This is a genomic window from Roseateles sp. P2_H4 (assembly GCF_056403315.1).
On the sequence record NZ_JBFUFR010000033.1, the window covers coordinates 26223 to 37994 of the forward strand.

14 protein-coding genes and 2 tRNA genes are annotated in these 11772 nt (G+C 68.1%); 8 read left to right on the plus strand and 8 right to left on the minus strand.

Annotated elements, in window-relative coordinates; all coding sequences use genetic code 11:
- Positions 1-4: 4 nt before the first annotated feature.
- The 5 genes from mdcG to AC1DW3_RS22390 all read left to right on the plus strand — a co-directional run bounded on the left by mdcG (position 5) and on the right by AC1DW3_RS22390 (position 3909).
- Complete coding sequence (gene mdcG / locus AC1DW3_RS22370) at positions 5-637, plus strand: malonate decarboxylase holo-[acyl-carrier-protein] synthase (RefSeq protein ID WP_477935019.1); 633 nt, start codon at positions 5-7, stop codon at positions 635-637.
- The gene (mdcB, locus tag AC1DW3_RS22375) at positions 634-1455 is read left to right on the plus strand and encodes a triphosphoribosyl-dephospho-CoA synthase MdcB (protein ID WP_477935021.1); all 822 of its coding nucleotides are present in this window, start codon (positions 634-636) and stop codon (positions 1453-1455) included. Before mdcG ends, mdcB begins: the two co-directional genes overlap by 4 nt.
- Before the next feature lie 77 nt (positions 1456-1532).
- A complete protein-coding gene (locus tag AC1DW3_RS22380) occupies positions 1533-2444 on the plus strand; it encodes an acyltransferase domain-containing protein (protein WP_477935023.1) in 912 nt (303 codons plus the stop codon).
- Positions 2445-2494: 50 nt separating this feature from the next.
- Positions 2495-3097, plus strand: coding sequence for a helix-turn-helix domain-containing protein (locus AC1DW3_RS22385; protein WP_477935025.1), 603 nt, complete (start codon positions 2495-2497; stop codon positions 3095-3097).
- Positions 3094-3909, plus strand: a complete 816-nt coding sequence (locus AC1DW3_RS22390; protein ID WP_477935027.1) for an SRPBCC family protein — start codon at positions 3094-3096, stop codon at positions 3907-3909. The genes AC1DW3_RS22385 and AC1DW3_RS22390 overlap by 4 nt, the downstream gene beginning before the upstream one ends.
- Positions 3910-3962: 53 nt before the next feature.
- Here AC1DW3_RS22390 and AC1DW3_RS22395 read toward each other — a convergent pair.
- From AC1DW3_RS22395 to AC1DW3_RS22425, 7 genes are all read right to left on the minus strand, one after another.
- Positions 3963-4037 (minus strand) — tRNA-Val (locus AC1DW3_RS22395).
- A 72-nt stretch (positions 4038-4109) separates the two neighbouring features.
- Positions 4110-4184, minus strand: a tRNA-Val gene (locus tag AC1DW3_RS22400).
- A gap of 22 nt (positions 4185-4206) precedes the next feature.
- Positions 4207-4938 carry a DNA polymerase III subunit epsilon gene (dnaQ, locus tag AC1DW3_RS22405; protein ID WP_477935029.1) on the minus strand — a complete coding sequence of 244 codons (732 nt, stop codon included), beginning with the start codon at positions 4936-4938 and terminating at the stop codon, positions 4207-4209.
- Positions 4935-5744 carry a prolipoprotein diacylglyceryl transferase gene (gene lgt / locus AC1DW3_RS22410; RefSeq protein WP_477935031.1) on the minus strand — a complete coding sequence of 270 codons (810 nt, stop codon included), beginning with the start codon at positions 5742-5744 and terminating at the stop codon, positions 4935-4937. The genes dnaQ and lgt overlap by 4 nt, the downstream gene beginning before the upstream one ends.
- A gap of 54 nt (positions 5745-5798) precedes the next feature.
- Positions 5799-6347 (minus strand): tetratricopeptide repeat protein, encoded by a 549-nt coding sequence (locus tag AC1DW3_RS22415; RefSeq protein WP_477935033.1) that lies wholly within the window; start codon positions 6345-6347, stop codon positions 5799-5801.
- Entirely contained in the window at positions 6347-6769 is a 423-nt protein-coding gene (locus AC1DW3_RS22420; RefSeq protein ID WP_477935035.1) for a hypothetical protein, read from the minus strand. Before AC1DW3_RS22420 ends, AC1DW3_RS22415 begins: the two co-directional genes overlap by 1 nt.
- Before the next feature lie 75 nt (positions 6770-6844).
- On the minus strand, positions 6845-7699 hold the full coding sequence (locus AC1DW3_RS22425; RefSeq protein WP_477935037.1) for a LysR family transcriptional regulator: 855 nt from the start codon (positions 7697-7699) through the stop codon (positions 6845-6847).
- Positions 7700-7790: 91 nt separating this feature from the next.
- Between AC1DW3_RS22425 and ilvD the strand changes: the two genes are divergently transcribed.
- Entirely contained in the window at positions 7791-9470 is a 1680-nt protein-coding gene (gene ilvD / locus AC1DW3_RS22430) for a dihydroxy-acid dehydratase (protein WP_477935039.1), read from the plus strand.
- Between the two features lie 116 nt (positions 9471-9586).
- Here ilvD and AC1DW3_RS22435 read toward each other — a convergent pair whose 3' ends face one another.
- The gene (locus AC1DW3_RS22435; protein WP_477935041.1) at positions 9587-9847 is read right to left on the minus strand and encodes a TIGR04438 family Trp-rich protein; all 261 of its coding nucleotides are present in this window, start codon (positions 9845-9847) and stop codon (positions 9587-9589) included.
- Between the two features lie 59 nt (positions 9848-9906).
- Here AC1DW3_RS22435 and AC1DW3_RS22440 point away from each other — a divergent pair, with 59 nt between their 5' ends.
- Positions 9907-10209: a c-type cytochrome gene (locus AC1DW3_RS22440; RefSeq protein ID WP_477935043.1), complete on the plus strand. Its 303-nt coding sequence runs from the start codon at positions 9907-9909 to the stop codon at positions 10207-10209.
- Positions 10210-10375: 166 nt separating this feature from the next.
- The gene (locus tag AC1DW3_RS22445) at positions 10376-11752 is read left to right on the plus strand and encodes an esterase-like activity of phytase family protein (RefSeq protein WP_477935045.1); all 1377 of its coding nucleotides are present in this window, start codon (positions 10376-10378) and stop codon (positions 11750-11752) included.
- Positions 11753-11772 lie beyond the last annotated feature (20 nt).

Here is an 11772-nt window from a genome sequence, read left to right on the forward strand (position 1 = left end):
GGCCATGACCGCCCTGCACCGCCACCAGATCGCAAGGCTGTCGGCTGCGGGCTGGCAGCGGCTGCTGGATCGCGATTGGGACGCCGAGGCGCAGGAATGCCTGGGTCACTGGGCCGAACAAGGCTTGCCCCTCGTCGTCACGCGCCAAGGCGCCGATGAGGCCCTCGCGATGGGCCTGTGTGCCCCGCGCCGCTGGAGCCATCGCCGCCTCGCTCTGCGTGTGGCGCGGACCGACGTGCTGTATTTCGACGAGTTCCCGCGCCTGGACCAGATCGTCATGCAACTGCCCCCGAACGCCCGACCGCCGGCACGCCATCTTGCGCTGGCTCTGCGGGCCAGCGGTGCGACGGCACGCGTCTACGGCAGCCACGGCTGGCAGCACCTGACCGGGCTCCCGCATGTGCGCGACGGCTCCGACCTCGACGTCTGGGTGGGCGTGAGCAGCGCCGAACAGGCCGACGCCGTCGCCGCGGCCTTGAACGCCTTCACCTCACTCTCCCGCCGCCTGGATGGCGAACTGGTTTTTGACGGCGACGCCGCCGTGGCCTGGCGCGAATGGCTGGCCTGGCGCCGTGGCGGTGCTCAGGCTTTGCTGGTGAAACGGCTTCACGGCGCTTCCATGGAGGCGATGGCATGAGAGCCCTTGCGTGCACCTCGCTCGCACCGACCGCCCATGAGATCGGCCGCGCCGCCACGCTGGCCCTCTACGACGAGCTCGCGCTGTCGCCCAAGCCCGGCCTCGTCACATTGACCGACCGCGGCAGCCATGCCGACATGGACGCCCACACCTTCATGCGCAGCCTGTTTGCGCTGCGCGGCTACTTCGTTCGCATCGCCGAGCTGGGGGCCGAGGGCGCGCCCTTCGAAGCGCTGGAGCGCTGCGGCATCGCGGCCGAGGCCCGCATGCTGGCGGCAACGGGCGGCATCAACACCCACCGCGGCGCCATCTTCATGCTGGGCCTGCTCTGTGCTGCAGCGGGCGCACTGGGCCGACGCCCCACGCCGGCATTGATCAGGCAGACGCTGCTGGCACGCTGGGGCGAGGCGCTCACCAGACGCGCGCAGCGGTCGCCCACGCTGCCGGGTGGCCTGGCGGCGCGGCGCTTCAATCTGCGCAGCGCTTCGGCCGAAGCCGCGATGGGCTTCCCGACGCTGTTCGAGACGGCAGTGCCGGCATTGAACCGGGCTCGCGGCCTGTCGACTCAAGACGCGCGCCTGGACACGCTGTTTGCCATCATGGCCGTGCTGGACGACAGCAACCTCGCCCACCGCGGCGGCCTCGAAGGGCTGCGCTTCGCCCAGGCGAGCGCTAGAGACTTTCTCGCCACGGGTGGCGCATCCCGAGGTCAGGAAGCCGCCCAAGCCCTCGCAGCCGAGTTCGTGCGGCGCAATCTGTCGCCCGGCGGCACGGCCGATACGCTCGCCGCCGCCTGCTGGCTGGAGCGCCTGAGCTGAATGAGCGCCGCGCCGGGCCGCCCCAAGCAAGCTCGCTCCCGCTTGGCGGGACAGGCCGCAGGCCGGAGGGTGCACCAGTGACCCTCGCACTGCTCTTCCCCGGGCAGGGCGCCCAGCATGCGCAGATGCTGCCCTGGCTGGATGCGCAGCCCGCCGCCAAGCCGGCGCTGGACGCCCTGGCCCGGCACCTGCGGCCGGACTGGCGTGATGCCCTGAACGACCCGGGCTGGCTGCATGTCAACCGGGTCGCCCAGTTGCTGTTGACGGGCGTGGGCATCGCCGCCTGGCAGACGCTGGCAGCGCAGTTGCCGCAGCCGCTGGTGGTGGCTGGCTATAGCGTCGGTGAACTCGCCGCCTTCGCGGCGGCGGGTGTGTTCGACGCCGACACGGCTCTCGATCTCGCGGCGGCGCGCGCGCAGGCCATGGACGAGAGCGTGGTGGGCCGGCGCACGGGATTGCTCGCCGTTCAAGGGCCTCACGCCCTGCCCCTGGCCCAGGCGTGGCCCGCTGTCTCCATCGCCATCCGCATCAGCGCGGAACGCGTCATCGTCGGCGGGGCCGCGGAAGACCTGGACGAGTGCGCAGCGCGTTGGGGCGCCGCTGGCCTGCGGTGTACGCGCCTGCCCGTGGGCCTGGCTTCGCATACCGCGGCCATGGCGCCGGCCGTGACGGCCTTCTCGCGGCAGCTTGCCGCGCTGGATCTGCACGCACCGCGCAGCGCCGTGGCCTGCAACTTCACGGGGGCCGCCAGCCGCAGCCCCGCCGCACTCGCCTCGGCCCTGGCGGGCCAGATCGCCAGCACCGTGCGTTGGGACGACTGCATGGACTGCATTGCCGAACGCCGCGTCCGCTGCGTGCTGGAGATCGGCCCGGGCAGCGCGCTGGCGGCCATGTGGCGCGAACGGCACCCGGACATTCCGGTGCGTTCCATCGACGAGTTCCAGGGGCCGGAGGGCATCCTGAGCTGGGCGCTTCGGCAGCTTGGCTGAACGGTGTTCAGCGCATTGACAATTAAATTTGTCAAAGCTAAATTGGCTTCATGTTGGATGTCGAAGTCATCGAGAACCCGGCGGCCGCCACGGCGGCCCTGGACCCCATACGAAGCCTGTTGCTTTCGGAACTGACGGAGCCCATCTCGGCCGCGACCTTGGCGGCGCGGGTCGGCCTGGCCCGACAGAAGGTCACCTACCACCTGAACGCGCTGGAAGCGCATGGGCTGGTGCAGCTGGCCGAGGAGCGCAGATGGGGCGGGCTGACGGAACGGCTGCTGGTGGCGACTGCGGCTTCCTACGTCGTCTCGCCGAGCGCCCTGGGCGCGGCCGGTGCCGACCCGGCGCGTGAAGGCGACAGGCTGTCCGCCAGCTACCTGATTGCCCTGGGCGCCCGCATCGTTCGCGAGCTGGGCGCGCTGGTGCGCTCTTCAAACGACTCGGGCAAGCGCCTGGCCACGCTGGCGGTGGATACCGAGATCCGCTTCCGGTCGGCCGCGGACCGCGCCGCCTTCAGCAACGAACTCACCGAGGCCATCGCCAAGCTGGCCTGGAACTACCACGACGAAACCGCCCCCGGCGGCCGCGCGCATCGCCTCGTGGTGGTGGCGCACCCGGCGCCGAAGAAATCCGAGCCCAAGGAGCCATCATGACCGTGAAGCGAGAAGCCTCAGGACGCCGATCCGTCCAGATCGAGTTCGAGGTCCCCGGCACGCCGGAAGAGGTCTGGCAGGCCATCGCCACCGGTCCCGGCATTTCGTCCTGGCTGATGCCGGCCGAATTCGAGCAGCGCGATGGCAAGCCCCATGCCTTGAAGCTGGACTTCGGCACGGGCATGGCCCCGCGCTCGGTGGTGACGACCTGGGACCCGCCGCACATGCTCGCCATGCAGGGCGAGGGTCTCGCGCCTGGCTCACCACCCATCGCAGCCGAGTGGCACATCGAGGCGCAGGCCGGCGGCACGTGCACGCTTCGCCTCGTCCACAGCCTCTTTGCCAGCACCGACGATTGGGACGACCAGCTGGAATATGTCGAGTCCGGATGGAGCGCCTTCCTGCGCACGCTGCAGATCTACCTGACGCATTTCCGCGGCCAGGCCTCGACGCTGACGAAATGGATGGTCCCTGTGCCGGGCACGGAAGCCCAAGCCTGGCAGTCGCTGACCGGCGCGCTGGGGCTGCAAGCCGCGAGCGTCGGCCAGCGCTGGACGGCGCCCGCCGGCGTGCCGGAGCTCAGCGGCATCGTGGAGTACATGAGCGAGTCGCCCTACGACATCCTGGTGCGGGTCGACAAGCCGGGGCCGGCCGTCGCAGCCTTTGGCGCGGTCGACATGGGCGGACCCTGCATGGTGGGGATGAACGTCTATTTCTACGGCGACCAGGCGGCCGCTGCGGCCGCCCGCGAAACCCCGCGGTGGCAGGCCTGGACTCAGGTGCAGTTCCCAATGCCGGCCGAGACCCCTTGAACGGCCCAAAAGCAAAAAACCGGCTCAAGGCCGGTTTGCTGCAAGCGGGTGATTGGTGGGCGGTGCAGGTTTCGAACCTGCGACCCCCACAGTGTGAATGTGGTGCTCTACCCCTGAGCTAACCGCCCAATCAGAACCTGCTTCGGCCTTTTTCAGGCCACCCCGTGAATCCAGCGCTCGATGTCCACCAAGAGAAATCTTGGTGGGCGGTGCAGGTTTCGAACCTGCGACCCCCACAGTGTGAATGTGGTGCTCTACCCCTGAGCTAACCGCCCGAGCGCTTCCGGGAACCCAAGATTATGCCACGGCTTGAGGCGCTGGCTCGACTTTGCGCCACTGACAGGCGCCGCCCGCCGCCTTGTCCAGATCGGTGAGCAGCTTGGCGTGGGCGGCCACCTCGGCATCGCTGGCCCGCAGCACCGGCAGCTCGAAGCGGCTCAGGTCCAGCACTTCGACGGCCGCGTGGCCGTCACCACCGGCGCCGTCGCCATGCTCGTCCATCAGCAGCGCGTCCTGGCCGCGCGTCAGGCGGATGTAGACGTCGGCGAGCAGTTCGGCGTCCAGCAGCGCGCCGTGCAGCACGCGCTTGGTGTTGTCCACTTCCAGGCGGCGGCACAACGCGTCCAGCGAATTGGCCTTGCCGGGGAAGAGCTCGCGCGCCATCAGCAGCGTGTCGCGCACGCCGCCGACATGATCGGTCAGCACGCCGCGCTTCAGGCGCTTGAGCTCAGCATTGATGAAGCCGATGTCGAACGGCGCGTTGTGGATGACCAGCTCGGCACCGGCGAGAAAGTCGAGCAGTTGGTCGACGATCTCGGCGAACTTGGGCTTGTCGGACAAAAAGGCCTCGGTCAGCCCGTGCACGCGCAGCGCATCCTCGTGGCTGGCGCGTTCGGGGTTGATGTAGAGGTGCAGGTGGTTGCCGGTCAACTGGCGGTTGACCATCTCCACGCAGCCCACCTCGATGACGCGGTCGCCCTTGTCGGCCTCCAGGCCGGTGGTTTCGGTGTCGAAGAAGATCTGTCTCATGCAGGTCTCGTGTTTCGCTTGGTTGCCCAGGCAAAGATGGCGGCGCCCACGATGATCATCGGCAGGCTCAGCCACTGGCCCTGGCTCCAGCTCAGCGCACGCAGGCCCAGGAAATCATCGGGCTCGCGGAAGTATTCGGCGACGAAGCGCAGCGCGCCATAGCCCATCATGAAGACACCGGAGATCTGACCGGTCGCACGCGGCTTGCGGGCATAGAACCACAGGATGATGAAAAGCAGCAGGCCTTCACCCGACGCCTGGTAGAGCTGCGAAGGATGCCGGGCGATGCCGCCGTCATTGGCCTGCGGGAAGATCATGGCCCAGGGCAGGTCGGCCGGCGCCGCGCGCCCCCACAGCTCGCCATTGATGAAATTGCCCAGCCGCACCGAGACGATGCCGGTCGGCACGCAGGGGGCGACCAGGTCGGACACCTCGAAGAAGCTGCGGCCGCGGCGGCGGCCGAAGAAATACAGGCCCAGCAGCACGCCGAGCAGGCCGCCATGGAAGGACATGCCGCCATCCCAGACCCGTATGATCTCGGTCAGGTGCTGGAAGTAGTAGCCGGGCTTGTAGAAGAAGCAGTAGCCCAGCCGCCCGCCCAGCACGACACCCAGCACACCGTAGAACAGCACGTCATCGACGTCCCGCTTGGTCCAGCCGACGGCGACGTGCTGGGGCATGCGCGAGCGCAGCGTGGCCAGCCACAGGAAGAGGCCGAAGGCGATCAGGTAGGTGATGCCATACCAATGGATGCCCCCGGAGCCGATGTGGATGGCGATGGGGTCGAACTGAGGATGAACCAGCATGGCTCGATGGGAAGAAGAGCGGCCGGCATCATAGCCAGCGCCCTTCCCTTGCCGTCAGGCGAGGCTGGCCAGCAGCTTTTTCGCTTCCTCGACATTGCGCGGATTGGCGCGCTTGTTCTGCACGAAACGCTCCAGCGCCGCCTTGGCACCGGCCTTGTCTCCCTTGGCCAGCAGGGCCTGGCCGAGGCGGTGGTCGATGGGCAGGCGCTCGGCGCCTTCCAGGGCGCGGGCGCGCTCCAGGGACTTGATGGCGTCTTCGGGCTGCCCTTGGTCCAGCGCCGTGCGGCCCAGGCCATAGGGTCCGGCCGCATGCGCCGGGTAGTCGCGCTGCAGCGCCTCGAACACGCCGCGGGCCTTGACGAAGTTCTTCTGCTCCATGTGCTCGAAGCCGACACGCGTCCACGCGCCGCGCAATTCGCGCTGCAGGGCGTGGTCGTCGCCCCCCTTCACGCCGCCCAGTTCGCGCTCCGCGCCGGCCCAATCCTTCTCGTTCATCGCCACCAGGGCGCGCAGCACCTTGGCCTGTTCGGGCTGGCGCGGCTGGGCCTGCTCCGCCAGTTCCTTGGCCTTGGCCGTGCTGCCACCGGCAAACCCGGGCGCCATCAGATAGAACTGCGCCAGGCCGCTGCGCGCCTCGAAAAGCTGCGGATCCAGCTCGACCGCCTTGACAACTGCTCCTTGGTCTTGGTGGCCAGGCCCGGCATCTTGAAGACGCTGGCCGTCATGGCCTGCTGGCCGTAGACGCGGCCGAGGGCATAGGCGCAGACGGCCTGCGGGCGCTTGTCGACGCAGACCTGCAGGGGCGGCACGGCGGCCTCCAGGCGGGCGCCGTCGTTGTCTTCCACGGCGGCCATGGCGAGGGCCACGGCGGCCTGGTCGTCATCGCCCTTGGCCTTGGCGGCGCGCACGAGGTCGGCGGTCTTGCCGGCGTCGAGCCAGGCCTGCCACTGCGGGTCCTTGAGCAGGTCGGCGCGAGCGGCGCCGGCGACCATGGCCAGTACGAGGGGAAGCAAACGAAGGGTCATGCAAGGGACTCCAGGAAGGTGGGGCGTCAACGCTGTGAAGCAGTTCACGGATGTTCGGGTTTGCCCGGCGTGACTTCAGGCATGGCTGGCAACGTGCTCGACGAATCGAGCCACCACCGGCGGCGCATCGGCGCGCCAGATCAGGCTGGTCTCGACCTGGGGCGCGCCGGGCATGGCACGGTAGCTCACGCCGGCGCGCTGCAGGCCCTGCAGGCTGGCCGGCACCCAGGCCACGCCGATGGCGGCGGACACGAGGTTGACGATGGTCTGCATCTGGATGGCCTCCTGGGCGACACCGGCGCCGCCGTGGTGGACCAGGATGGCGTCGTAGAGCGAAGGCGCCACGTCGCGCGGGAAGATCACCAGCGGCGCCGCACGGCATTGGGCATCACTGGGCGTCTCGTCACTGCTGGGCAGGGCCAGCAACAGCGGCTCGACGCCGATGGACAGGCGCTGGAAGCCCGCCGGCGCGGCGCCCGGCGTGTGGATGACGAAGCCGGCGTCGATGCTGCCGGCCTCGAATTCGCGCAACTGCACGTCCAGCGTCGCCTCGCGCAGCGCCAGCACCACCTGCGGGCAGGCCTCGCGGAAAGACCGCAGCCACTGCGGCAGGCCACCGAAGCCGACGGTCGACACGAAGGCCAGGCGCAGCCGCCCCGCCAGGCCATCCGCCACCGCCCTCACCTCGGCCGGCAACGCAGCGGCGTCCAGCAGCAGCCTTTGGGCCGACGCCTGCAGCGCCGCGCCGGCCGGCGTGAGGCGCACGCTGCGGCTGCTGCGCTCGAAGAGCTGCACGCCGAGCTGGGCCTCCAGCTTGCGCACGGCCTGGGTCAGCGGCGGCTGGCTCATGTGCAGGCGCTCGGCGGCGCGGCCGAAGTGCAGCAGCTCGGCCACGGCAAGGAATTGCTGGAGGGGTCTCAGCTCGATCATTGATTCACCATGCATATCAATGCAGAGTGAACAATATATTTGAAAAGCATCGCCACCCGCGCCAAACTGCCGGCTTCTCCAGGAGTCAGCCATGAGCTTCAACCGCCGTAGCAAGAACATCACCGAGGGCGTTGCCCGCGCGCCCAACCGCTCCATGTACTACGGCATGGGCTACCAGGAGAGCGATTTCGGCAAGCCGATGATCGGCATCGCCAACGGCCACTCCACCATCACGCCCTGCAATTCCGGCCTGCAAAAGCTCGCCGACGCGGCCGTCATCGGCCTGAAGGCGGCCGGCGCCAACGCCCAGCTGTTCGGCACGCCGACCATCTCCGACGGCATGGCCATGGGCACCGAGGGCATGAAGTACAGCCTGGTGTCGCGCGAGGTCATCTCCGACTGCGTCGAGACCTGCGTGGGCGGACAGTGGCTGGACGGCGTCATGGTCATCGGTGGCTGCGACAAGAACATGCCCGGCGGCATGATGGGCATGCTGCGCGCCAATGTGCCGGCCATCTACATCTACGGCGGCACCATCAAGCCCGGCCACTACAAGGGCCAGGACCTCAACATCGTCAGCGTCTTCGAGGCCGTCGGCCAGTTCAGCGCCGGCAAGATGAGTGAGGAAGACTTCTGCCAGATCGAGAAGCGCGCCATCCCCGGCAGCGGCTCCTGCGGCGGCATGTACACGGCCAATACCATGAGCTCGGCCTTCGAGGCCCTGGGCATGAGCCTGCCCTACTCGTCCAGCATGTCCAACGTCGAGGACGAGGTGGTCGAGAACGTCAAGCTGGCCGCCGACTGCCTGGTGGAAGCCGTGAAGGCCGACCTGAAGCCGCGCGACATCGTCACCAAGGAGGCCATCGAGAACGCCGTCGCCGTCATCATGGCCACCGGCGGCTCGACGAATGCGGTGCTCCACTTCCTGGCCATCGCCCACGCGGCCGAGGTGGACTGGACCATCGACGACTTCGAGCGCATGCGCAAGAAGATCCCGGTGCTGTGCAACCTCAAGCCCAGCGGCAAATACCTGGCCGTGGACCTGCACAAGGCCGGCGGCGTGCCCGCCGTCATGAAGGAGCTGCTGAGCGCCGGCCTGCTGCACGGCGACTGCATCACCATCACCGGCAAGACCGTGGCCGAGAACCTGGCCGACGTGCCGGCGCTGAGCGCCGAGCAGGACGTCATCCAGCCCGTCGCCAAGCCCATCTACGCCGAGGGCCACCTCGCCATCCTGCGCGGCAATCTGAGCCCGGAAGGCTGCGTGGCCAAGATCACCGGCCTCAAGACGCCGGTGATGACCGGCCCGGCACGTGTCTTCGACGACGAACAGAGCGCGCTCGCCGCCATCATGGCCAACAAGATCGTGGCCGGCGACGTCATGGTGCTGCGCTATCTCGGCCCCAAGGGCGGCCCGGGCATGCCGGAGATGCTGGCGCCCACCGGTGCGCTGATCGGCCAGGGCCTGGGGGAAAGCGTCGGCCTCATCACCGACGGCCGCTTCTCTGGGGGCACCTGGGGCATGGTCGTCGGGCATGTGGCGCCCGAGGCCTACGAGGGCGGCGTCATCGCGCTGGTGCAGGAGGGCGACTCCATCACCATCGATGCTCATCAGCTGGTGCTGAACCTGAACGTCGATGACGCCGAGCTGGCCAAGCGCCGCACGACCTGGGTCAAGCCGGCGCCGCGCTACACGCGGGGCGTGCTGGCGAAGTTTGCCAAGAATGCGTCGAGCGCCAGCTCAGGGGCGGTGCTGGACAAATTCGAGTGAGTTCGCTCGCGAACTCACAGCCAGCTTCGGCCACGAAGCTGGCCTGAAGCCGCCTGGCGGCTTCAGATCGAATTTGGGCGCTGGATCGAAGAGACAGCGTCAACTCTTCGAATGGATCAGCGTTTCTTCTTCGTCCCCGGCTTGACCTGCCCCAGCCCTTCCATCAGCTCCTCGCGCCGGGCCGCCTTCTTGGCGTCCAGCGCGTTCATGGCCTTCTTCTGCGTCAGGCCGCTGGAATCCGCCCAGGCCCACCAGACCGCGGCCAGCGCAAAAGGCGACAGCACGATGATCCAGGCCCAGAAGTCGTCCTTGTGGAACTGCACCCAGCCGCCCAGACGCAACACGATCAAGAGCACGCCGATCAACACGAAACCCATGCGGGCTCTCCTTCAGGTATCTTTGCAACCACTGTAGTCCAACGTCCCGAAAGGTTCGCATGAAGAATGTCCTGATTCTCAGCCTCGCCCTCGTCATCGCCCCTGCCGCCTTCGCCAACCAGGAGCTGGCGCAGAAGAAGAACTGCATGGCCTGCCATGCGCTGGACAAGAAGCTGGTCGGCCCGGCCTACAAGGACGTGGCGGCCAAGTACGCCAAGGACAAGGACGCCTACAAGAAGCTGGCCGACAAGATCGTCAAGGGCGGCTCCGGCATCTGGGGCCCCGTGCCCATGCCGGCCAACACCCAGGTCAGCCCGGCAGAGGCCGAGACGCTGGCGAAGTGGATCCTGACGGTCAAATAAGGCCGTCGCCCCGCCAGAACAGGCCCCGCGGGGCCTGTTTGCCTTTCGAGGCGGTGAATCCCTGGAACGCCAGTGCGGCGCATGGGGCCGGCTTCACGGCCCGGTCATGGCAATTGCCAAGAATCCACGGCGCGCAGGCCGTCTGCGCGCTCTGCTGGCGCCGCCCATGACCCACCACCGCATCCCCAAACTCGCAGCCATCGCAGCGACCGTCGCCGCCCTGTTCGCCGCGGGCGCCGCCCAGGCCGCCTCGGCCACGCTGGAAGGCTGGGCGCTGATGCCGGCCAACACCTTCGCCGAAGGCCCGACCACCGGCCAGTTCGCCAGCGGCGCGGGTGGCAACGCCCTGCCCCTGCTGGACAAGCAATCCGTGCAGGGCTTCTCCGCCGTGCTGGCCGGCCCGAAGGCAGGCACCTATCTCTTCATGCCGGACAACGGCTTCGGCGCCAAGGAAAACTCGGCCGACGCGCTGCTGCGCATGTATGCCGTCACGCCCGACTTCAAGACGGCCCTCGGCGGCAGCGGCACCATCTCGGCAGCCAACTTCACGAGCGGCGCGGCGATGCCCGGCTTCACGGCCGGCAGCTATATGGGCCTGTCCGACCCGAACAATCTGCTGCCCATCAAGATCCAGGCCGACTACAGCCGCTACTACAACAGCGCGGCCAACCCGCTGGTCGCCGCCAGCATCCGCTCCGGCCGCCAACTGACCGGCGCCGACCTCGACATCGAATCGGTGCGCAAGGACAAGAACGGCAACCTGTGGTTCGGCGACGAATTCGGCCCCTATCTGATCAAGACCAATGCCCAGGGCGTGGTGCAGCGCCGCGAGATCGGCATGCTGGGTGTGCTGTCGCCGCAGAACGAGGCCGTCATCAACGGCAGCGCCAGCGCCACGCTGGGCCGCTCCAACGGCTTCGAAGGCATGGCCATCAACCCGAATGGCGACCGCCTCTACACGCTGCTGGAAGGCACGGTCACCGGCGACCCGACGAAGACGCTGCGCATCAACGCCTTCGACGTCAACACCGAGGCCTACACCGGCCAGCAATGGACCTACAAGCTCGACACCGCCGGCACCAACATCGGTGACATGACGGCCATCAACGACCACGAGTTCCTGATCATCGAGCGCAACGGCGCCACGGCCACCGGCGGCGGCACGCCCTTCAAGAAGATCTTCAGGATCGACTTGAGCCAGGTGGATGGCAGCGGCAACGTGCTGAAGACGGAATTGGTCAATCTGATGGACATCGCCGACCCTCACGACCTGAACGGCGACGGCAGCACCGCCTTCACCTTCCCGTTCACGACCATCGAGAGCGTGCTCATCCTGGACGCCCACACCCTGCTGGTGGCCAACGACAACAACTACCCCGGCACCGGCGGCCGCAACCTGGGTTCGGACAACACCGAGTTCCTGAAGATCCATCTGGACCAGGCGCTGAATGTGTCAGCTGTGCCGGAGCCGGCCAGCCTGGCACTGATGCTGGGCGGCCTGGGTATGGTGGGCCTGAAGCTGCGCAATCGTCAGCGCGGCTGAAGCGGTTGACTGCGTGTCCA